The 23,097-nt window shown below is 56.8% G+C and carries 19 protein-coding genes; 11 read left to right on the top strand and 8 right to left on the bottom strand.

Features of this window, described 5'->3' with window-relative positions; translation table 11 throughout:
• On the top strand, positions 1-1,347 hold a 1,347-nt coding region (locus EN943_RS18840; RefSeq protein ID WP_164778254.1), incomplete at its 5' end, for an amidase.
• Positions 1,348-1,619: 272 nt separating this feature from the next.
• On the opposite strand, the gene EN943_RS18835 is transcribed toward EN943_RS18840, so the two are convergent.
• The gene (locus EN943_RS18835; RefSeq protein WP_127414127.1) at positions 1,620-2,735 is read right to left on the bottom strand and encodes a fumarylacetoacetate hydrolase family protein; all 1,116 of its coding nucleotides are present in this window, start codon (positions 2,733-2,735) and stop codon (positions 1,620-1,622) included.
• A gap of 231 nt (positions 2,736-2,966) precedes the next feature.
• On the opposite strand from EN943_RS18835, the gene EN943_RS18830 reads away from it, so the two are divergent.
• Complete coding sequence (locus EN943_RS18830) at positions 2,967-3,752, top strand: IclR family transcriptional regulator (RefSeq protein WP_164778253.1); 786 nt, start codon at positions 2,967-2,969, stop codon at positions 3,750-3,752.
• Positions 3,753-3,967: 215 nt separating this feature from the next.
• On the opposite strand, the gene EN943_RS18825 is transcribed toward EN943_RS18830, so the two are convergent.
• A complete protein-coding gene (locus tag EN943_RS18825; RefSeq protein WP_127414125.1) occupies positions 3,968-5,374 on the bottom strand; it encodes an FAD-binding oxidoreductase in 1,407 nt (468 codons plus the stop codon).
• Between the two features lie 100 nt (positions 5,375-5,474).
• A complete protein-coding gene (locus tag EN943_RS18820) occupies positions 5,475-6,149 on the bottom strand; it encodes an RraA family protein (protein ID WP_127414124.1) in 675 nt (224 codons plus the stop codon).
• A 251-nt stretch (positions 6,150-6,400) separates the two neighbouring features.
• On the opposite strand from EN943_RS18820, the gene EN943_RS18815 reads away from it, so the two are divergent.
• From EN943_RS18815 to EN943_RS18780, 8 genes are all read left to right on the top strand, one after another.
• Positions 6,401-7,930: a D-aminopeptidase gene (locus EN943_RS18815; protein ID WP_164778252.1), complete on the top strand. Its 1,530-nt coding sequence runs from the start codon at positions 6,401-6,403 to the stop codon at positions 7,928-7,930.
• Between the two features lie 268 nt (positions 7,931-8,198).
• Positions 8,199-9,872 (top strand): ABC transporter substrate-binding protein, encoded by a 1,674-nt coding sequence (locus tag EN943_RS18810; RefSeq protein WP_127414122.1) that lies wholly within the window; start codon positions 8,199-8,201, stop codon positions 9,870-9,872.
• Positions 9,873-9,976: 104 nt separating this feature from the next.
• Positions 9,977-11,035 (top strand): ABC transporter permease, encoded by a 1,059-nt coding sequence (locus EN943_RS18805; RefSeq protein ID WP_127414121.1) that lies wholly within the window; start codon positions 9,977-9,979, stop codon positions 11,033-11,035.
• Positions 11,036-11,039: 4 nt separating this feature from the next.
• The gene (locus tag EN943_RS18800) at positions 11,040-12,011 is read left to right on the top strand and encodes an ABC transporter permease (RefSeq protein WP_127414120.1); all 972 of its coding nucleotides are present in this window, start codon (positions 11,040-11,042) and stop codon (positions 12,009-12,011) included.
• Complete coding sequence (locus tag EN943_RS18795) at positions 12,004-13,032, top strand: ABC transporter ATP-binding protein (RefSeq protein WP_127414119.1); 1,029 nt, start codon at positions 12,004-12,006, stop codon at positions 13,030-13,032. Before EN943_RS18800 ends, EN943_RS18795 begins: the two co-directional genes overlap by 8 nt.
• A gap of 1 nt (position 13,033) precedes the next feature.
• Positions 13,034-14,008: an ABC transporter ATP-binding protein gene (locus EN943_RS18790; protein WP_127414118.1), complete on the top strand. Its 975-nt coding sequence runs from the start codon at positions 13,034-13,036 to the stop codon at positions 14,006-14,008.
• A gap of 303 nt (positions 14,009-14,311) precedes the next feature.
• Positions 14,312-14,695, top strand: a complete 384-nt coding sequence (locus EN943_RS18785) for a RidA family protein (protein ID WP_127414117.1) — start codon at positions 14,312-14,314, stop codon at positions 14,693-14,695.
• Between the two features lie 46 nt (positions 14,696-14,741).
• On the top strand, positions 14,742-15,986 hold the full coding sequence (locus EN943_RS18780) for a D-amino acid dehydrogenase (protein WP_127414116.1): 1,245 nt from the start codon (positions 14,742-14,744) through the stop codon (positions 15,984-15,986).
• Between the two features lie 802 nt (positions 15,987-16,788).
• Here the strand turns inward: EN943_RS18780 and EN943_RS18775 are convergent.
• From EN943_RS18775 to EN943_RS18755, 5 genes are all read right to left on the bottom strand, one after another.
• Positions 16,789-17,157, bottom strand: a complete 369-nt coding sequence (locus tag EN943_RS18775; protein ID WP_127414115.1) for a tautomerase family protein — start codon at positions 17,155-17,157, stop codon at positions 16,789-16,791.
• 95 nt (positions 17,158-17,252) lie between these two features.
• Positions 17,253-18,038: an ABC transporter permease gene (locus EN943_RS18770; RefSeq protein ID WP_127414114.1), complete on the bottom strand. Its 786-nt coding sequence runs from the start codon at positions 18,036-18,038 to the stop codon at positions 17,253-17,255.
• Positions 18,038-18,898 carry an ABC transporter permease gene (locus EN943_RS18765; protein WP_127414113.1) on the bottom strand — a complete coding sequence of 287 codons (861 nt, stop codon included), beginning with the start codon at positions 18,896-18,898 and terminating at the stop codon, positions 18,038-18,040. The genes EN943_RS18770 and EN943_RS18765 overlap by 1 nt, the downstream gene beginning before the upstream one ends.
• Positions 18,899-18,911: 13 nt before the next feature.
• Positions 18,912-19,940, bottom strand: a complete 1,029-nt coding sequence (locus tag EN943_RS18760; RefSeq protein WP_127414112.1) for an extracellular solute-binding protein — start codon at positions 19,938-19,940, stop codon at positions 18,912-18,914.
• Positions 19,941-19,984: 44 nt separating this feature from the next.
• Positions 19,985-20,950, bottom strand: a complete 966-nt coding sequence (locus EN943_RS18755) for an ABC transporter ATP-binding protein (protein ID WP_127414111.1) — start codon at positions 20,948-20,950, stop codon at positions 19,985-19,987.
• A gap of 1,041 nt (positions 20,951-21,991) precedes the next feature.
• Here EN943_RS18755 and EN943_RS18750 point away from each other — a divergent pair.
• Positions 21,992-22,984, top strand: a complete 993-nt coding sequence (locus EN943_RS18750; protein ID WP_127414110.1) for a D-2-hydroxyacid dehydrogenase — start codon at positions 21,992-21,994, stop codon at positions 22,982-22,984.
• Positions 22,985-23,097 lie beyond the last annotated feature (113 nt).

Here is a 23,097-nt window from a genome sequence, read left to right as displayed (position 1 = left end):
GGCGCCTATCTTTCGCGGATCGCAAAACTCGATAGCAAGCTTAATTCCTACGTCGAGGTTTTCACAGAGGAGGCGAGTGCAGCGGCAGCAGCCCTCGACGGAGCCAGGGATGGGCGAAATCGGAGCGGATTAGCGTGCGGCATCCCCATTGCCCTGAAGGATTTGCTTGAAGTAGAGGGCAGGATCACCACGGCAGGATCAGCCCATTTTCGGGGTCGTCGCTCTTGCGTAACTGCCAGTCTTGTCGAGCGGCTCGTCGCGAATGGGTCCATAATCCTTGGCAAAACACAGACGGTTGAATTCGCGTACAGTGGCTGGGGCATCAATCCTCAGATGGGTACTCCGTGGAACCCGTGGGACCAGCACAACCAGAGGGTCCCGGGGGGGTCAAGCAGCGGCTCGGCAGTCGCTGTTTGTGCCGGTCTCGCACCATGGGCGATCGGAACAGATACCGGTGGCTCTGTGCGACTGCCTGCTGCGTTTTGCGGCGTTACCGGTTTGAAGACAACTGCTGGTCAAATAGCGACGGACGGAATAATTCCTCTGAGTAAGACCCTTGATACGCCGGGACCGATCACCCGGTCTGTTCTTGACGCGGCTATACTTTACAACGTCATGTTGGGTTCGACATCTCAGTTCGCCTTCGGGGCCGGCACCGTAAGTGGCATCTCGCGCGCATTGGGAGGCGGGGTCATGGGGCTGAAGCTGGCAACCATACCAAAGGCGGAAAGGGATGGCGTCGAAGCCGAGGTTCTTGAAGCGTACGACCACTCATTGGAGACCTTAAGCAACCTTGGCGCGGAGATTGTCGAGATCAACATTCCATTTCGGCTCGACGATTGCCGCGAGCCACACAGGACCATAATGCACTCGGAGGCATACTCCTATTTTCGTAATGTGATCGAAGACGGCTCGTCTCTGCTCGACAAGAGTGTACGCCTAGGCATTTCAGCCGGTCGCGCCATTTCCCCGCGACAATATTTCGATGCCTTCGAACTCGTAAGCCGGTTCAAAGGCCAAATCTCCGATGCGCTCGTTGATGTCGACGCGTTGCTCACACCGACGACAGAAACCGTAGCCCCTCCAATCGAAGGGCTCGACGGAGGTACGCCTTCGCTTTTCACCCGGTTTGTGAACACCCTAGGGATGTGCGGTCTGGCACTGCCAAATGGCAAGGACGCCGAGGGTATCCCGACATCACTACAGATTGTGTGCAGAGAGAACCAGGAACGGCTAGCGCTACGAATTGGTCTTGCGTTCGAGCAAGCGACAGACTGGCACCGGCGCCGCCCTGCGATGGTTCTCAGTGCCGAATGCAGGAGAACAGGGCTGAGTATACTGCGATAGGAACTGTTACGATGCCAGGACGGAACTGGGCCTCTTTCGATCGCTGTTGAAGGCGATGGGGCGGGCTCGAAACAGATACGGCGGCTTCGTGGTGTTAACGTCTGTCGCTGCGCTTTCTTTCTTTGACCTGCAGCGACCTATTCGCGCGTCGAGATGGAATAGCCGATTGCACCGTCCCGGTTTCGGGATCAAGTGTCAGTCCCGCACTTCGAACCGAGGCCCGCAACGCCATCCACAGATATCAGATCGATGCGCTTGCTGAACGATCAGATTCAGATCAGTTCACGTGCGGCGAGATTGCGCATCAACTCTGCAATCCCGAAAGTCCAAGGCTCGCAGTCGGTCGACAGACCGACGGTGTTTCTAAGCTGGCCAAGACCCTCGCATGAGATCGAGACCACATCGCCCACCTTGTGAGTGAAGCCCTCTCCAGAGTGCTCTCTGTCTTCAACCGGTGCAAAGAGGGTGCCTAAGAACAGCATAAGGCCGTCAGGGTACTGATGATGAGGACCGATGGTCTGACTGACCAAATCGAGGGGGTCTCTGCTGATTTCCTTCATCGAACTTCTTCCATTGAGAACGTAGCCGTCGGGACCGCGGACTTCCAATGTAAGTTCCGCCGAACGTACGTCATCAATGCAGAATGTTGAATCGAAGAGGCGAATGAAGGGTCCAATCGAACACGACGCATTGTTATCTTTTGCCTTGCCAAGCAATAGTGCAGACCGACCTTCGATGTCTCGCAGGTTCACATCATTACCGAGTGTCGCGCCCTTAATCTTGCCGCGGCTATCGATTGCCAGCACTATCTCCGGCTCTGGATTGTTCCATCTTGAGCTCGCTAGTATTCCAATCTTCGCATTATGCCCAACCGCAGATAGCACAGGTGCTTTCGTAAAAATCTCGGCGTCCGGTCCAATCCCGACTTCGAGATACTGAGACCAAACGCCCTCTCTAACGAGGAGCTCCTTTAAGCGTCCCGCTTCTTCCGAACCGGCACGAAGAAAACGCAAACTCCCGCCGACAATTTCCGCGATGGTCGACCGGATTCTGGCCGCTTCGGACGGCAGGCCCGCAGCACGTTCCTCAACAACCCTTTCGATCATTGATTGGGCGAACGTCACGCCGCACGCCTTGATCGCCTGAAGATCGAGCGGCGCCAACAGCGAGAAATCGCTATTTGCAAGTGCTTGGAGATCCCCCATGTCGCAACCGGCTGCAGTCGCCGCGAATTCGGCTGGCTCTCTCATTTCGAGCAAGTCTCGCATGGTTGGGGCTTGCTTCGACGTTATGTCGATGACGTGTCCATTGCGGATTGTAACGACGGAAGGGCCCTGAAGGTCTTCGCGCCATATTCGTCCAACAAAGGTTCCGCGTGAAAATTGCATCTGTACTCGCTCAAGCTTGTTGTTCTATTGGCAGCACATTGTTGTGGGCGTCGGACAACGGCCACATTAGCCGGTTCCGCAACGCGGAAAAAACCGCCCGAACGCAATGATTTTTCGCGTAGGCCCGCTTAGGGTTGGCCGTGTTTCGCCATGCGGAACAGTTTCGCCTTGTGAACCGGATCTGCATGTCCGACATTCGACCATCTCAGGCCTTGGATGGGAGCGAGCGAAATGGGCGCAAAGCATGGCAGCGGTTACATCGTCGGCCCTGTAATCAAGGCCTTGCAGGTTCTCGATTACATCGGAGCCAGCGGACGAGAGGTCTCGCTCACTGAAGTTGCGAAAGCTGTTTCGCTGCCCAAAACTACCGTTTTTCGATACCTCCAGACGCTGAGCTCGACCTCCTATCTACGCCACGACATCGCCAACGACCGCTATGGTATCGGGACGGCCTTCAGGTCGCTCGCCCGCACCGACCGGAGCCTGCAACGGCTTCGTGAAGTGGCCACTCCCATAATGCGGAAGCTCAATCGCGAGTTCAATGAAACCATCAACCTTGCGATCGAATCGCAGGGTTGGGTCATCTACATTGAAATCATCGAGTCGACCCGTCATCTTCGGATGCAGGCGCATATTGGCGCTCGTGACCCGATGCACACCACAGCACTAGGTAAAGCCATCTTGGCGTACCTGGGCGAGGCGGAAAGGGAGAAAGTTCTCTGCACTTCACTCTCAGAGCGTACCTACCGGACCGTTCTCGATGTGTGCGTGCTCCGCAAGCAACTGAACGAAGTCCGACGTCGCGGATTCGCCGTGGAAATTGGCGAGAACGAAGATGTTTCGATGTGCGTTGGCGTCCCAATCCTCGATGACCTGACCTTCCCGTTCGCCGCATTGAGCCTATCCGCACCCGTGCAGCGCCACTCTGAAACTCTGGTAACCTCGACCGCAACTGCCCTGCTCACCGCAAGCAGGGAGATTGGCGAGATGTTGCGGTCGGAATCCTTGTTCGAATGACGGCTAGCGTGGGAGGTGCCAGAGGGGTTGGAACTTCGAAGGGAGTATCAATCTAGGAGACGTGCTCCTCAAGCGAGGTTTCTCTGAACGAGACGTGCGAAAGGTTCTCGGCGAGACCTGCTTCAGGTCGTCCGCTCAGTTTGGCGTTAGTGATCGGCTTAGCCCGCTAACAAGGTCAGGGAGATCACCCTCGGGCTTCGACCGATCATCGTCAATCAGTCCGCCGTTAACTGACAGCCGGGATTCATGATCCCGGCAGGATCGATGGCGTTCTTTACAGCTCGCAGGAGCTCAACGCTCACGGGAGATGACGACTTCAGGAAGTCATCCCGCTTCTCTCTGCCAATTCCATGTTCCGCGCTGATACTTCCGTCAAATTCATAGACGAGTTCGAAGAGCCTATCCTTTACGACCTCGATAGCCGCTATCTTTTCCTCCTCGGTCATGTGCGTCGGTGGAATGACGTCAAGATGCACATTGCCATCACCAACGTGCCCATAGGAGATAGCCACAAATTCTGGCATGGTACGCGCCAACAGAGCTTCCGCACGTTTCACGAAAATAGGCAGTTTCGACAGCGCTACCGAAATGTCCGTCCTGAGATGGCGACCGCGATGTGCGATGCCATGGATCATGGCCTCACGAAACATCCAAAGGTTTCTTGTTTGCTTTTCGGAGGAAGAAAGTACCCCATCCAAAAGCAGCTCTCGGCTGAAAAGCTCTGCGATAGTTTTTTCCATAAGGCCGTCGATATCCACCAGGCCGGATCCCGATATTTCCATAAGCGCATAGGCGGGATATTCCCCGGCCAGTGGCATTTCCAGGTCCGGCATGGCCTCCTTCGCAAGTATCAGGGCCGATGGCGGCATGAACTCAAAAGCAGTCATCAAGTCAGAGCAAAGCTCGCGGCACAATGAATAGATCGAGACCGCGGCGCCGAGGGATGTGACAGCAAGGAGTGCGGTCGCAACCTTGGTGGGCGCAGGAAGGAGTTTGATCGAGGCAGCGGTGATGATTCCGAGTGTGCCCTCCGAACCGATGAAGAACTGCTTCAAGTCTATTCCCCGGTTGTCCTTCCGCAATGCGCTAAGCCCGTTCCATATGCGGCCATCGGGAAGGACTACTTCCAGGCCGAATATCTGGTCGCGTGCCATGCCGTAACGCAGCACATTCAAGCCGCCGGCATTCGTGCTGACATTGCCGCCAATTTGGCAGGTTCCTTGCGCCCCGAGCGCGAGCGGGAAAAAGAGACCCCGCTCCGCGACGGCATCCTTGACGTTCGCCAAGATGCAGCCGGCCTCCACGACTGCGGCAAAATCCGCCGGTTCAATTGCGCGAATCCTATTCAGCCGCTCAAGCGACAGGATGACCTGCCTCGACGGATCATCAGGAAGTGCTCCTAGGACCAGGCCGGTGTTTCCACCTTGGGGGACGATTCCGAGCCCGAGCTGCCCACACGCAACGACCGCGCGCGACACGTCGGCAGGGGACCTGGGGCGTAAGACCGCCACCGCTGACGTATCTACATCCCCCATCCAATCCCGACAATATTTCTGAGTCGCGTCGGAGTCCGAAAGCACGAGATCTTGGCCAAGCTCACTTATCAAACGCTGAAGAAACATTGGGTCCTTTCGGGTGCCTTTTGCGACCAGACTAGACCCCCTGCGCGTCTTTTCAAGTGACCGTGCCGGCTGCTCCAGCCAAAGTGCAATCGGTGTTTGCTTAGAGGACGTGATATCTCTCGTAGGCGTCCATGAGGCTTGATCCTGCCTTCACTGCGTCACGGAAAGCATCCTCTTGCTCAGCCTTTGCCTTGGCCGAAGCGAGAACTTCGGTAGCGATCTCCGAGGGAACAATGGCAACGCCATCGCGATCTGCGACCACGATGTCGCCCGACTTAATCGACACATCGTCTATCTCGACCCGGACATCGTAGGCGACGACCTTTTGTCTGTTGAAGCTATCATAGGGGCACAGATAGCGCGCAAAAACGGGAAAGCCCATTTCATCTATCTGAGCCATGTCGCGCACGCCGCCGTCTGTCACGATGCCTGCCGCCCCAAGTTGTTTTGCCGCGGTCGTGAGTAGCTCGCCCCAGATGCCAGATCGATCTGAATTGCCTGTGGCGCAAACAACGATTTCGCCGCTCTTCAGGCTGTCAACGGCTTTGAGCTCGAGCTCATACGTGTTGGGGTCGTCATGGGCGAAGTTCATCCAGAGCAATGTCTTTGCCGGTCCCACTGTGGTCGTTCTGACTGTGCGTGGCTCCAGGCGTTTGAGGGCCTGATGCCGCCGACCCAATTTGTCCATGATATCGAGGACCAGGGCCGAGCCAAGGCGATCGGATGCTGCCACCCATGCTGCAACGTCTGGAGCGATGCTGTTTTGTGAATTCATCTGAGAAACCTCGAATTACTATGGTTGGCGAGCAAGCGCCGGGAACCCAACCACTATCCTTCAGCTTCCCGGAAGGTCTAGTCGACCCCGTTTCATGACGTGGAAAAAACCGAAGAGCGCCTCACGGGGATCCACTCCTTCGCGAAGTCTGGCATCTCTTTTGACACCGGTTTCGTGCCGCGAAACCTCTCCACCTACGACAAATCGCCCGTTCCTGTTACAGCAGTACGGAAGTCAGAACGAGGATGAGAATGATGCGAGCAGACGCGCTGCTATCGGCCGCTGAGTCCCTTCCATCGAACTACGCGGGTCCGGGCGGGGTGCTCGCGGTCGTCAAAGACGGCGCCGTTATCGTCCAGAAAGCTTGGGGCTATGCGGACGCGACAGCGGGGCGTATTATGACCCCAGAGACCCTTTTGCCAATTTGTTCAATTACCAAGCAGTTCACCTGTGCATTGCTTCTAGATCTTTTTCCGGACCCAGAATTCCTGGCGGACCGGCTGCGGCAGTTCCTGCCAAATTTAAAAAGTGCAGGCCCATCGATATCCCAGCTCTGCAACAACCAGTCGGGCGTAAGAGACTATGCGACGACGACGATACTATGCGGCCTTGGAGCAGAAGATCGGTTCGACCGTGACCAGGCTCGAGCGCTGCTTGCAAGGACGTCAAGCACCTATTTCCGGCCCGGGACGGAATACGGCTATTCGAACAGCAATTTCCACATCATCGCCTGTCTGATAGAGGAAGCGACCGGCGAAGACTACGGGACGTTGTTGCGCGAACGCCTCTTCAATCCTGCTGGAATGACGACAGCTCGTTTTGTGCCTGATTCCACCATATACCCGGAAACCTGCACCGGGTACGAAGGCGACTTCCGCAACGGGTTCTTTCCCGCGGTCAATCGCAGCCAATGGATCGGTGACGCTGGGATATGTGCTAGCCTCAAGGACATGATCCGCTGGGAGCAGTACGTCCAGGAACTGGATCACCACCAGGGCAGTCTCTATCGAAAGATCTCTACTCCGCAAAGCTTCGCAGACGGAACGCCCGCGCCTTACGGCTTCGGTCTCGCGCGTGGAAATGTGTGTGGCGCCTCAGTCGTTGGTCATTCAGGCGGAATGCGGGGCTGGCGCATGCATCGTACGTACGCCCGAGAGGCCGGCCTTTCGAGTATCGTGATGTTTAACCACGAAGCCGACGCCAAGGCCGCTGCGGAGTCATTGATTGCAGCGGCTCTGAAGGCCGAAGACGAAACCGAGGAGCCCTCACACTTTTTTCTGAACCGCGACAGGGCAATTCTGGTGGAAGTTACGAGCCGCGTCGGTGATGAGATTAGCGTCCTGTCAGAGGGCGAGATCACGACGGTCAAACTCGACGGCGAGGGCGTTTCGGAGGGCAAGGGCTACGTATTTGAAAGCGAAGGAAGAGTGCTGCAGATAGCCCGTCCGGCCGTGGAACCGCACCTGCGTTTTGAGCGGGGGGAGCGTTCAACCGATCGCGCGCTCGAGGGACGATTTTACAGTGAAGAACTGGGCTCCACGTTCGTGGCGAAAGCGACGAGCGGCGTGTCATACGGTGCGTTTGACGGAGCGTTCGGCGCAGGTGCCTTGTTTGCCCTTAAACCTGTCGCTAAGGATGTCTGGCAGAGCCAAAACCTCCGAGGGATTGACATGGCTCCAGGCCCTTTAACGGTCATACGGGAAACCACGAGCAAAGGTGCCGTTGTGGTTCGCGTCTCGGCGCCGCTCGCGCAGAATATCGTTTTCGAGCAGATTCCCTGATTAACGAGTTTCGCGAGTGTCGTCTCCCCGCTTGATATTTTCGTGAGGCGAAACGCGCGGAAGTTCTCGCATCCTCGATCCGTATCTAGGATGCCTTCGTCTCAATGAAGACGACAATAACCGGGAACAATAGACAGCGAAGCACGGAAGCAGGTGCTCGACAGATCTCATGTGCATTCCGCCAGCGGGCCCTCGACCTCTCTGGCAAGGGCTTGGTCGCTTCCGCGTCCGGGCCTGGAGTGTGCTGTCTCCAGAGAGAGGATATACAATGGGTAAAAACGCTCTTTTTCAAGCTGCGGCCTTGGCATCAGCACTTATGTGGATTGCGAGTGCGGATGTCGACGCGCAAGCGCAAGATGTCTCGAACATCGGCGGAACGCTGAGGCTCGCGGCCGCGGGTGCCTTTGGCACGCTTGATCCGCACATCAACTACACGACTAGCCAATATTGGCCGATCTCCTACATCGTCAACGATGGGCTGGTGGCATTCAAGAAGGCCGAAGGCGCGGCAGGCAATGAAATCGTGCCGGATCTGGCGGTCGCCATGCCCAAGGTTGAGGATGGCGGTATGACTTACGTCTTCACATTACGCAAAGGGGTCAAGTTCTCTACCGGCAAAGATGTCACGACCAAGGATGTAGTCGCCAGCTTTCAACGCCTCTTCAAGGTCATCAGTCCGAATGTAGGCTCCTGGTACAATGGCATCGTCGGCGCGGATGTGTGTCTCAAGACCCCCGCCACCTGCACGCTCACCGGCGGCGTGGTCGCCGATGAGGCGGCCAATACCATCACGATCCACCTGACCGCACCGGATTCCGAATTCCTCTACAAGATCGCCGTACCATTCGGCGCGATCCTGCCCGCCGACACGCCGGCAACCGACATCGGTACGACGCCGCCAGTTGCGACCGGCCCCTACATGATCACCAGCTATGATCCGCAAAAGATGATGATCCTCAAGCGCAATCCGTACTTCAGGGAATTGAGCGCGGACGCCCAGCCTAATGGATTTGTCGACGAGATTGACTACACCTTCGGCACCAAGCCCGTGGACGCGGTAACGGCGATCGCCAATGGCCAGCTCGACTGGATGTATGACACGCCACCCTCGGACCGGCTGAAGGAGATCAGCGGTCGTTATCCAAAGCAGATCCACATCAATCCGATGTTCGCCTATTACGTCGCGACGATGAACCTCAACATTCCTCCGTTCAACAACAAGGATGCGCGGCTGGCGCTCAATTACGCCTTCAACCGCCGTTCGGCGGTGAACATCATGGGGGGGCCAAATTTGGCACAGCCGAACTGCCAGACGCTGCCAGTCGACTTGCCTGGCTTCAAGGCTTACTGTCCGTACACCAAGAACCCCGGGGCGAAGTGGTCGGCGCCTGACATGGCTAAAGCCAAGGCGCTAATGGCAAAGTCCGGGCAGATCGGTCAGAAAGTGACCGTCATCGTTGCTGATTCGAATGCAGACCCCAATCTCGGAACATACCTCGTCAGCGTGCTGAACGAGCTGGGGTTCCAGGCGACATTGAAGGTGATCTCGGCCAACATCCAATTCACGTATATCCAGAACACCAACAACAACGTCCAGATCAGCATTAGCGAGCTTTTCGCGGACTATCCGGCGCCGTCCAACTTCATCAATACCTTGCTGAATTGCAGCGGGTTCCACCCGGGCTCCGACGCCTCGATCAACATCGCTGGCTACTGCAACAAAGATTTGGATGCCAAGATGAAGCAAGCCATGGAAAAGGCGCTGACCGACACTGCGGCGTCGAACGATATTTGGTCGCAAATCGATCATCAGGCGACGGATGATGCGCCTTGGGTGACCATGCTCTCGCCGAAGCGGCTAGACTTCGTCTCCACCAATTTGAAGAACTTCCCGTACAGCTACCTGGGCGGCCTGATGTTCTCGAAGGTTTATGTGAAATAACCCCGTCGCTTCCTGGCGCTCCTGATTTGCGCCAGGGAGCGAAAGCGGCACTGATGCGCTCCGTAGACGCAGTTTCGTCAATAAGAAAATGATGCGGAAATACGATGGCTAATTCAGGCGATAGCGAGGCAAATTCTATTTCGGTCGCGGGCCAATCCGCGCAGCCGCCAATGGCGGTGGGCGAGGGGCCGTGGCGTGTCGGCCTGGGCAAGCTCCGTCGGGACGGCATCGCGATGGGGGCGGTGATCGTCCTGGCCATCATCATGTTCGCCTGCTGCTGCGCAAGCATCTACGCGGATAAGGTGTCGGCGAGCGACCCATTCCAATCGGCGCTCGACGGCCAAGTGACGATCGGGTCACAGCCGGTTGACATCATGCAGGCCGATACTACCGGCCTTGGGATTGGCGTGGTCCCTATCGGGCCGACCTGGCAGGCGCAATATTTCCTCGGTGCCGACAACCAGGGCCGCGACGTCGCGGCTCGTATGCTCTATGGCGGGCGGAACTCCCTGATTGTCGCATTCTCGTCGACCGCGGTATGTCTGGTGCTGGCGGCTCTGGTCGGCACCGTCGCGGGCTTCGTGGGCGGGATAACGGATTCCATTCTGGCACGCCTTCTCGACATCCTCTGGGCGTTTCCCGTCTATCTTCTTGCAATCTCACTCTCGGTCGTCCTCATTAGCAATGGGCTGCAGCTTGGTCCGATCAATATACCGTCCAACAGCCTTTTGCTCCCGATCGCGATCATCGGCATCGTCTATGTTCCCTATGTCGCCCGGCCCATCCGCGGCCAAGTCCTGTCGCTGTCGCGCAGCGACTTCGTACTGGCCTCGAGGTGCTTGGGCTTGCCGACGTCGCGCATCCTATTCCGAGATATCCTACCGCATGTGACTACGACGCTGATCGTCTTCGCACCGATTATGATGGCGCTGAACATGCTGACGGAATCAGCGCTGTCATTCCTGTCGATTGGCGTCCAGCCGCCGGGTGCCAGCTGGGGAACGATCATTCAGGACGGCCAAGGCCTGCTCTATTCTCGCCCATTAGTTTCGGTCGCACCTGGCATCGCAATAGTCATCACCGTGCTGGCGCTTAATTTTTTAGGCGACGGCGTGAGGGATGCTTTCGACCCGCGGGCGAAGCTCCGAGCACGAAAGCTCTAGGGACATGGTTATCCCGGTCCTCCGCCGCTTGTCGGAAATGCTCCTCGTGATGCTGGGCATCAGCATTGTGGTCTTCCTCATGTTCTTCGCCACGCCGGGCGCCGATCCATCCGCGCGCATTGCGGGCCGCAACGCGACGCCGGAGACGCTGGCGCAGGTCCGAGCGTCCTTCGGCTTTGACCGACCGCTGCCGGTGCAATACGCCAGGATGATGGAAAAGCTGTTTGTGACGCGGGACCTGACGTCCTTCGTAAATCGCGGTCAGCCAGTGGTGCCAGCCGTCATGGAGGCGATACCGGTCACACTGTCGCTCGTCCTGGGAGCCGCGGTCATTTGGCTGGTCGGCGGCGTACTGGTGGGCGTCATAGCGGCGGCCACCCAAGGGGGGCTGGTGGATCGGACCCTCATGTTGCTGGGCCTAGTCGGCGTGTCGATGCCTGTGTTCTGGGTTGGCTCCGTAGCCAATCTCATCACGCAGTCGGTCTTCCACGACACATGGCTGTTCAGTTGGGTCCCTGGGCTTGGATACACCCCTTTAACCCAAGACCCTTGGCTCTGGTTCAAGGGGCTGGTCATTCCGTGGGTAACGCTCGCCATTCTCTATGTCGGCCTCTACGGCCGTGTGCTGCGGGCGAGCCTGGTCGAGACCTATCATGAGGACTTCATCCGCACGGCCCACGCCAAAGGCCTGTCGAAATCGAGGGTCATGGTCTTCCATGCACTGCGGACATCTCTCATCACCTTCGTCTCGATGTTCGGCCTCGATTTCGGCGCACTGGTGGGCGGTGGCGCCTTATTGACGGAGGTAGTGTTCAATCTGCCGGGCGTCGGTCATCTGACCTACGGCGCCCTGCAGAACCTCGACCTTCCATTCATCATGGCGACAGTGATGTACTCGGCGTTCTTCGTCGTGGCCGCGAACGCAGTGGTCGATATCGTCTATGCCCTACTTGATCCGAGAGTGCGCGATGCCTGACGGTAGCAATTCCAATAGGCCGCTGCCTCTCCTCGACGTTCGGAACCTCTGCGTCTCCTTCCGCTCGGAAAAGGGGCCGATCCGGATCATCGAGAATGTCTCCTTTACGATCCGAGAGCGAGAGATCCTGAGCATCGTCGGCGAGTCCGGCTCAGGCAAAAGCATGACGAGCTTGGCCATCATGCGATTGATCATGGACCCGAATGCGGTCGTGACCGGCGCGGTTCTTTACAAGGGGCGCGATCTCCTGACCCTTGATGGGCATGCAATAAGGGCATTGCGTGGCCGCGAGATCGCGATGATCTTCCAGAACCCAATGACCGCATTCACTCCAGTGTACACCATCGGATGGCAAATCGCGGAGCAGCAAAAAGTTCATTTGAAGCTTGGAGCGCAAGAGGCCCGGAGGCGGTCGGTGGACCTGCTGAGTAAAATGGGAATTCCCGATCCCGACAGAGCATTCGACCGCTATCCTCATCAACTGTCTGGCGGGATGCGCCAAAGAGCGATGATTGCGATGGCCATCAGTTGTGAGCCTTCCATCCTGATCGCCGATGAGCCCACGACCGCCCTGGATGTTTCGGTGCAGGCGCAGATCCTTGATCTACTCGAAGGTCTGCGGGAGGAATACGGGGCTTCGATCATCCTCATAACACACGATATGGGCGTGGTCTCGGCCATCGCCGATCGCGTCATGGTGATGTATTCGGGCCGCATCATCGAGCATGGCGAAAAGCGCGATTTGCTGGCGCATCCACAGCATCCCTATACCCGTGGTCTGATGCGATCGATTCCGCCGATGACCGGCGCCCGGCCTCACAGGCTTCCTTCGATCCCGGGCGGTCCCCCGCCACCCGACGCCCGACCAGCCGGGTGTTCTTTCCGACCTAGATGCGAGTTCAGCTTCGATAGGTGCCTGGACGCCCCCCCGCTATTTCCGTGTAACAATCAGTTTGCCGCATGCTTCCTAGCCGAAAACGGCTCGCATACGTGGGACGTGAGCGATGAAAGGATGCCGTGATATGGCCGCTCCGCTGCTTCGCGCGACCAAAGTTTCCAAGTCATTTCCGATCGGCGGCTATTTGCAAAAAGGTGGCCGGCGTGCTGTCCAAATTCTCAAGGATGTTTCCCTTGAGATATTTGAAGGAGAGACCCTAGGCCTTGTCGGCGAATCCGGTTCCGGCAAATCCACTTTGGGCCGGACTTTGTTGCGGTTGTACCAAGCGGATTCGGGCTCGATCGAATTCGATGGCGTCGACATCTCAAAGAAGTCACAGTCCGAGATAAGACCGCTCAGGTCGAAAATGCAGATGATATTCCAGGATCCTTACTCGTCGCTCAATCCTCGGAGGCGTATCGGCGACCTGATTTCCGATCCGATGCGGGTGCATGGGATGTCGGACGAGCGACAAATCCAGGCCAGGCTGCATGAGCTAATGGACATGGTCGGCCTATCGAACAGCTTCCTGTCACGCTTTCCCCATGAGTTCTCAGGTGGACAGAGGCAGAGAATTGGCATCGCGCGCGCTATCGCGCTTCGACCCAAGTTCATTGTCGCCGACGAAGCTGTTTCTGCACTCGACGTCTCGGTGCAGGCGCAGGTCGTCAACCTGCTCATGGACCTGCAGGAGGAGCTTCGCCTGACATATCTATTCATCGCGCACGACCTCAGCGTGGTCAGGCAAATTTCGACCCGAACGGCCGTCATGTATCTTGGAAGCATTGTCGAGATAGGCTTAACCGACGACGTGCTGCACAACCCCGCCCATCCCTACACCGCGGCGCTCCTATCCTCCGTGCCCCACGGCCCTAATGATCCCTCCAAGCCTGCGAGGATCAAGCTCCACGGCGATCCTCCAAGTCCGTTGATGCCGCCAAGCGGGTGCCGGTTTCACACGCGCTGCCCATTTGCCAGGGAAAATTGCTCATTCGAACCGCCAACACCGATCGCGGTTGGCTCGGGCCGTTTCGTGAATTGCCACTATCCGCTCGTATGACAAGGGCGAAATCTAAAAGAACGGAAAGTGAAGTTGATACCTGTTGCGAAAGTGCTGGCTGTCTTCGCTAAGTCGGTCGCACCCACAACATGCTCTTTCCTCCGACGAAATTCGCCCTCTGCTCACGCCGATTTCGAGTGGATTCAACCAACCGTAGGCCAGAACTTCCGACATCAGGCTGCAAATTTCGTCCAGCGAAAAAAGCTTTCGTTCACGCTCGCACCAGCACCCCTTACTGTCAAAAGTAGACCCAGCGTTCCTTGTGGACGCATCAACTTTCACCGACTCTGAAAGGAGGCGACTTTGCGCCAAATCATTAACACCGGACTTCCAGAAGGTAAGTCACCCGTAGAACTGGCCGGTATCGCAAATGGCATCTTGTACGTCTGCAGCATTCCCAGCCTGGCTGACGGCATCATCGAGCCAGGGGGTATCGAGGCCCAAACCGAGCAGACGCTAAGAAACCTGAAGCAGTCAGTGGAGGCGGCCGGTGCGACAATGGACGACGTGATCCAGGTGCAGGTGTTTCTTACCGACCATGCGCATTTCAGCGGCATGAATGCCGTCTATGCCAAATTTTTCAACAAACCCTATCCAGTCAGAGCCACGTTTATCACGGGTCTGATCGTTCCCGGTGCAATTATTGAAGTGCTTGCGCAAGCGGACGTCACCAAGGTCCAAAGATGAGACAATTAGGAGCCCTGCCGTCTCTCAAAATTGGAGACAGCTTTTCATGAAGACCATAGTCCTCGGTGGCGGGATCATCGGCGTAACGACCGCCTACTTCCTCGCCAAAGGCGGCGATGATGTTACGGTGGTTGAACGTCATTCCAGTGTCGCGATGGACACGAGTTTTGCGAATGCCGGGTTGGTTGCGCCTGGCCATTCCTATACCTGGGCATCGCCAAGCGCGCCCGGGGTTTTGATCAGATCCTTGTTTCGGGATGGCGAGGCGCTTCGGCTCAAGCTAATACCGGACTGGCGCATGTATGCCTGGGGGCTGCGGTTTCTGAGAAATTGTACGGCCGCGCGTGCACAACGGAACACGTCCAGGAAAGTTCGGCTATCACTTTATTCGCAAAGCCAACTGCAGGCGGTCACCCGAGAGGAGAAGCTCGACTACAGCCGCATTTCTAAGGGATTGCTTTATCTATTTCGCGACCAGGCTGCATTCGACCGTGGGGTGAGAAATTCGACCATACTCACCGACAATGGTCTCCCGCTTGAGGTCCTCGACAGGCAAACAACAATCGGCAAGGAGCCTGCATTGGCGGCTTCCGGTGAGACCTTAGTCGGCTCGATATATTGTCCTACCGATGAGACCGGTGATGCGCATGCTTTCACAAAGGCGATCTACGACCGATGCATTGGGCTCGGAGTTAAGTTTCTCTTCGACACTGCCATCAAGCAGGTAGTTGCGAGCGGTGACACAGTCGAATCCGTTGACACGAGCAAGGGTTGTCTGGCCGCCCAACGCTTTGTGATTGCCCTCGGGCCGTACACTCCGGTAGTGGCAAGAACGATTGGCTACAATTTGCCGATCTACCCGGTCAAGGGCTACTCGATGACTTTGCCGATTGCTAAAGAGCACGAAGCGCCTGAGATCGGGGGCATCGATGAAAACAACCTTATTGCCTGGGCTCGGTTTGGCGATCGCCTGCGCTTCACCGCCACAGCCGAATTCGCCGGCTTCGATACGCGCCATTCTCAATCTGACTTTGCGCCGATGATCAAGGCGGCCCGAGAACTGTATCCAAATGGTGCGGATTTCACACAGCCTTCATATTGGGCGGGACTGCGTCCTATGACGGCTACGGGGACCCCCATTCTCGGTCGGTCACGCCATTCAAATCTGTTCTTCAATGCAGGTCATGGTCATCTGGGCTGGACATGGTCTTGCGGTACCTCACGGATTGTCGCTGATATAATGCAGGGACGGAGGCCGGAGATCGATATGAGCGGTCTGACGATCGGTTGAACATCCGGCTCACACGTTCCCACAGTCTTGATGCGAGGGACCTTAGGCCCGTTAGTCGCGTCCTTTTAGCGGATATGGCGTGTAAGACGCAGCCGATTCCAAACCTGCTGTCGGCGGCCAATCTAAGCTGAGAGGGCGTGCGGGCTTGCGGGTCACCTGGATTCAGGAACTCCGCCGCGGATGCCCCCAGACATAAGTTCGACCCCAAATGCCGCTCGCAAGCCTCGGCTATTCGCTGTTAAGCAGTTTTGGGGGGCTCCTGCGTGCAGAGGTAGACTGGCCTTGCCCGCTCGGCTGATGGCAAGCTGTTGCGACCCGGTCTACGGCAGTTGATTGGCAAAGAGCGCTGTCCAAAAAACCGTACCATGCGACGAAAACGCCGCACGATACGGTGCTTGGGAGGCATGAAACATCGCTGCCAGAATGGGCCGGCAACATCAGGAAAATGCCATACCGCTTGTCACCCGCCAACCCTTACTCTTTCCGTCAGGCGAAACAATGCGTCGTGCAAGTTCGGAATTTGCCAAATACGATCGGTAAAGGAGGTCTTGGAAGTCGTGTGACGACATCTGTCTAGTTCGTCCATCCTCATATCCAAGCTGCCACACCAGTTCGGCAAGGATCATTGGATGCGTAGAATTATCGACCCGGCCTTCCACGAAGTCTGCAAGGTGGAGCATCCGAAATCGACATCTCAAAGCTTGCTGTCTTAGGAGCTCGCGGGTTGAGGAGAACCCAAAGGTTTTGGAGACCATGGCAAAGCCCTCCGCCAACTTACTCCAGACCCGGTACTATCACCAACCTACCCAGTGACCTCTGAACCGGGCATACCACCGCGAATACCCCAATTCTCTGGGGCCATTTCGATAAGAATTATTTTCACGTCTTCCTTGGGGAGCCCGATAGCGCTCAGATGCTCGACAATAGACGTGTACAATTTGCGCTTAATATCCAATGTTCTGCCGGTATAAAGCGTGATCTCGATCCGGGTGTATTTCTCCGAGCGGCCTGCCGGGACGATCCGATGGTCCTCGTCGTAGAAATTGAGCACGATGTCTCGATCCCAGTCGGGAATTCCCAAGCCTGACATAAGGGCATTCTGGACAGTTTCAATAATTTGTTTGGCCCGCTCGCGTGCCCAATCTCCCGTCATGATTCTGGTGCTGGGCATTGGCTGACAACCTTTCTCCTACCATGAAACTGAACTGGCCAAGCGCCACGGTCAGCGCTTGCTGCGACCGAAGCGGCTGTGGAATAGGGGACCGTTCAGGAAGCAACTGACCTGGAGGCCTGTCGGAGGATAAGGGATGCGCCGATCAGGCTTAGGATCGTAAATCCGATGAGAAGTGTGGCTACGGCCGTAATGGTCGGAGATATCTCGAGTATAAGCTCGCTAAACATTCGCTTCGGGATCGTGTCGTAGGTCCCGGCGATGAAGGACGTCACGACGACCTCGTCGAAGCTGCCAACAAACGCGAAGATCCAGGCGGCGGCGAGATTCGGAGCCAGCAGTGGGATGACAACTCGGCGGATCGTGGTCAGCCCCGAAGCGCCCATCGTCCACGCCACCTGTTCCAGTCGCAGGTCGAAGGCTCGGATCGCCACGCTCATCACAACGATCACATAAGGTACCACCAGCAACGTGTGAGCGATCACCAGCCCGATGAACGATCCCAGCAGACCTACCCGGCCAAGGGCAATGTACATTGCGACCGCAGCAATAATCGTCGGCAAAACCATTGGGGCCATGAAGTTGCTCTCCAGGGCTCCTGAGAATCTGATTTCACGTCGGCGCAGCCCATAGGCGCCCAAACTTCCAAGGACCACGGCAAAGATTGAGGACAGGCAGGCAAGGAGAATCGACGTCCCCATAGCGTTCAACCATGTGTCGCTGGAAAAGAACGCCCGATACCATCGCAGTGAAAAAGCATTGGGCGGGAAACTGAGCGAACTTGCCGATGAGAACGACATCGGTACGACTACAAGGATCGGCAGGATCAGAAACATCAGCGTGGCAATCGCAACAATCGGAACGGTGATCGGCTGCTTCATCACACATGTCCCGTGGCGCGTGCATCAAGGCGCCTGTAGATGCCGAACAGAACAAGCGTGAGGATCAGAAGCACAATCGACACCGCGCTTGCCAACTCCCATTTCGGGATACTGTTGATGTAGGTATCGAGCATGTTGGCAACCATAGGTACACGGCCGCCACCGAGGATCGCCGGCGTCACATAGAACCCAAGGCAAAGGATCACAACCAGCATCACCCCTGATAGCAGAGCTGGAACGGTCTGCGGAAAGAACACACGCCAGAAGATCACCCTGTCAGATGCGCCCAGGGAGGCAGCGGCCTGCAGATGGCGCTTGTCGATACGGATCATTGCGGCGTAGAGCGGCAGCACCAGCAGCGGCAACTGGATGTTAGCCATTCCAATCGTGACCCCCAAATCGTTGTAAAGAAAAGCGACCGGTGAGACCGTAAGTCCGCTCCACTGCAGGAGACGATTGACCAGTCCTGCATTCCCGAGGACTACGATCCAGGCATATGTCCGCACAAGTACGCTCACCCAGAACGGCAGGATGACTAGGGCAAGCGCAACGTTACGACTGCGACTCGTCAGACCCGTGATCCAGTAAGCAAGAACGTAGCCGAAGATCGCGACAACCAAAGTGGTTATGATGGTTATGCGAAACGTGTTTGCGACAACCTTGATAAACACCGGGGTTGTGACCAGGCTCTCATAGTTGGCCACTGTCAGCCCTTGTGGCCCGCACAGACTATATTTGAAGATCAAAAGAACAGGGATATTGAAACCAACCACGAGCAGCAGGAGGAGGGGGCCGATGAATGGCATTGCGCTTTGACGAAAGCGCTGAGATTTTTGGACGCTGTTGAAGGTGCCACTCATCGACCTCGGCTCCTTATCGGTTCAATGCGAATTCTTGCCAACGGCTCTGGGCCATTTCTGCGTTCTTCAACCACCAGTCGGCGTCGTTGAAGAATTGAACCTTCTTGTTATCGGCCGTCGTCGGAAAGGCAGAGATCTTTTCCTTCGGCAGGAGCTTTTCGAAGTCGGGGGAGTTGCCAGAATAAGGGACAATGCTTGCGGCAACTAGCTGATTTTTGGGTTCCGTCAATCCGTGCAGGAACTTGTAGGCAGCATCTGTATCCTCCGCACTCGTTCCCTTCACGATGGTGATAAAACCTATATTCAGATTGGCCTCGTTATAGGTATATTCGATGCCTTCCTGGCCCACCACGCGGCCCGAATATGAAACGCCATATTGCACCTCATTGTCTCTGAGAAGCTGCGGCGGCTGCGCGCCAGCTTTCCACCAGACCGCCACGTCCTTCTTGATTTCGTCAAGTTTCTTGAACGCCAGGTCGACGTCGAGTGGATACAATTTGCCGATCGGCACGCCGGCGGCCAGCAAAGCGATCGGAACCGAGTAGACCGGATCATCGGGCATTGTGCGCTTACCGGGAAAATCCTGTACGTTGAAGAAGTCTTGCCAGTTTTTCGGCGCTTTGACGCCGGTGCGCCAGCACATCAGCGTCGCATAGTACTGGTAGCCCACGCCGTAATCATCTTTTGCCTCAGGGAAGATGGGCAAGGGAGCGATCTTCTCCCAGTCCAGCTTCGCGACAAGCCCAAGCGCCTTGGCCTGTTCGAGCGAAGCTGACCCCAGTTCGAACATTTGAGTGGTCGTGCTGCCACTTTCCACAAGGGCCCTGAGTTTGCCGAATGTGTTGGGATTTTCTCGAATGATCTTGATGCCGGTCTTTTCCGTGAACGGTTTGGCATAGCCGGCATCGATCGCGTCACCATTGAGGCCACCGCCCTCGCTCAGCCGAAGCTCCTTTACCTCCGCCCTTGCACTCGACATAATTCCTGCAGCACCAAGCGCTGCAGTGGCAGCCAGCATCTGGTTGAAAGTTCGTCTTTGCATGAGTTGGTCCTCTCCGTTGTTTGCTGCACCCAAAGCGATCGCAATCAGCCGATTGGCCAGACGTCCGAGGGAGACCAGGACATCACGACAGTGTCCGCGACCTCAAAACGTTCGCCGACGAATGGCTTCATGCAGACAAATTTCAATCCGTCCTGCGTATCGATGTGGTAGCGGATGGTCTGCCCGAGATAGACGAGTTCGCGAATGATCCCCTCCAAGCCCGGACTGCCCGGACGGCCAAGCTGGATACGCTCGGGTCTGACGACGCCGTGCGCGCCATCGGAGATCGAGACTATGTTCGCGGCTCCAAGGAATTCAGCGACAAACCGATTAGCGGGCTGCAGATAGGCGATCTCAGGCGCAGCAAGCTGTTGCACGGCACCATCATTTAGGATCATGACACGATCCGCCATCGACAGCGCCTCCTCTTGGTCGTGGGTGACAAGCAGTGTTGTAATTCCGACTCGGCGCTGGAGCTGCTTGAGTTCGACCTGCAGTTCCTCACGAAGCTTCCGGTCAAGGGCCCCAAGTGGTTCATCCAGAAGCAGAATATCGGGATGAAATACGATTGCCCTGGCAAGCGCCACCCTTTGTTGCTGACCACCAGAGAGTTGTGCGGGCTTGCGATCTGCGAGCGCGCCAAGCTGCATTAAATTCAGAGCGTCGCGGACCGCCAATGCCGTTCGTTGCTTGTCCCATTTGCGGACGTCCAGCGGGAACGCCACGTTCTGGGATACGGACATATGCGGAAACAGCGCATAGGACTGGAAAACGAGCCCTATGTTTCGGCCTTGCGGAGGCTCGCTGGTGACCTCTCGGCCGCCGATGAACATCTTGCCTGTCGATGGCTCGGTAAGTCCGGCTATCATCGAAAGCAATGTTGTCTTCCCAGATCCGCTCGGGCCAAGGATCGTCAGGAACTCGCCGTCATTCACGACAAGATCGACGCCGGCAACCGCGACAAAGCCGCCGTATTCCTTACGAAGAGCCTCAATGCGAATAGCCGTCATGAACGCTCCGGTGAATGCAAACGCTTGGTCTCGTCGCCATAGAACGTTTTCTTGCAGTGCGGCATCGCGCATTGATATGCGGTCGGCGCCGTTCGGCCCTGTCTGACTGCATGCTCACTATTAGCGATAAGCGATTATCGCTCAGATATCAACCGAGCGCGGAAACGACTTTTCATATGCCTGGTGGCGTGGGGTAGCGAACGACACAATCGGTCCAACGGGACACGAATTCTAGGCATCCCTGTTTCGCGGGATGAAAAAACGCAGCCGGGTGTGATGATAGGGGATCATGCTACCAGTCGAATCCAGGGCGCTTGTGTAAGGAACAGTCAGCTAGTGAGCCAAGGAATGTTCGATGGCGTGGATCTCTCTTGGAGCAGAGATCCGTTTCGTAGCGGTTTGCTGGATGGCACCGATCAATGCGTTCAGTGCCGACGATCACACCGGGCTCCGGTGGGGCATCGAAGTGAACAATGCAAAGGCTGGAATTCCCTTGGCGCGCGCGCGCGTCGCGCCAATTGCCTGTCGAGAAATAAGTTGGCAGTCGATCGCATTATCAGAGGCTGGAACAATGTGGGCTCGTTGTTCACAAGAAGCTGGAGCCGGCAGGTCTCGCCGGGACTCGTTTACGGCTTGGATGCTCTGCAGGTCATCTGAACATCGATGAAGTAGCTAATGGCGTGACCAACCAGCCCGCGTGCGATAAAGACGTCTCCTCCTGCCTCAAGGCGTGACTTTCAACACGAAACGAGCTGCGCCTAAAATCGATTCGGCAGACTTACCTCCAGCCTCGCCGAACGCCCCTTAGTGGTCCGACCGCAAACGCCAAACTGGCCTTTCCAGTGGGGTTCGATAGTTTCATCTACGTGCGATCGAGCGGCTCATTCGAGTAGCCTCTCGTCGGAGAAAAAGAATGTTTCCAGCCCCCGGTTCACCCTCCGAAGGGTGGTATGATCGCGCCTGTTTCCTTCCCCGGGCGACCATTTCAGATCCAGCCGGCTCAGCACCGGACGTTCTGTGTCGTACCACGAGGATGTAGCGATGCGTCTTCACATTCAGAACCAAAAAAAAGATACGGGGTTCGCGATATCGCTGGCTCAGTGGCAAGCCGGCGTGCATCGACACCCCGATATGGCGAGCATTAACGTGACCGTCTGTAACGACGACGCCGGTTTCGAACGGGCGTTGGAAGATGCTGAGGTGCTTGTCGCCTGGGTCGACGATATTAAAGAGCGCTTTCCTCGCGGTGCGCTGCCCAACGCGGCGCCGCGCCTGAGAATCCTCTACTATACTTCTGCTGGCATCGATCGCTTGGCGCCGTTCGACTGGCTGCCTGACAGCGTCTCATTGCTAAACAACAGTGGTATCCACTCCGACAAGGCAGGTGAGTTCGGCATTATGGCCCTGTTGATGCTGCAAAACCGCATGCCGGAATTGATAGAGGCTCAACGGGCCAAGGCCTGGACCCAGGTGTTCGGGTCAACGCTGCGGGGCCGCACGCTGGGTGTGGTGGGGATGGGATCCCTCGGAAGTGGCGTCGCGCGGCGGGCACGTGCTTTCGGAATGCGGGTAATCGGAATCCGGAACGGCCACGAGCCCCATCCTGACTGTGATGAGACGGTCTCCGTGGACCATCTCGATAGCGCATTGCCGCGCGTTGACGATCTTCTCTTGGCGTGCCCCCTGACAAGCGCCACGCGTAACTTGCTTTCGCGAGAACGAATTGCCCTGTTGAAGAAGGGGGCACGTGTTGTGAACATAGCGCGTGGGCCGGTTTGGGACCAGGATGCGATATGCGACGCACTCGACGCAGAGCATCTTGACTCAGCGTTCACCGACGTAGCCGTTCCTGAACCTCCGGACCCCAGCCATCGCCTTTGGCGAACACGTGGATTGATTGTCACTCCGCACATCTCGGCAGACGACCTGACGACCTATAGCGACGACACGGTAGATCTCATCATGGCAAACTTACGGGCTGATCGCGAAGGTAAACCGCTGCCGAATTTGGTCGATCTGAGCAAGGGCTATTAATCCTCGCGTCAATCTCCGTGCGATCGGAGGGCTCGCGCTGCAAACGCAAGCGTAGCGCTCCCTTCCATGATCCTTCCGCACCGATGAGAAGCCGGGAGCCGCTTACAACCTGC

Source organism: Mesorhizobium sp. M7A.F.Ca.US.006.01.1.1, from assembly GCF_003997935.1.
Taxonomy (GTDB): Bacteria; Pseudomonadota; Alphaproteobacteria; order Rhizobiales; family Rhizobiaceae; genus Mesorhizobium.
This window is presented reverse-complemented; position numbering and strand designations above follow the sequence as displayed.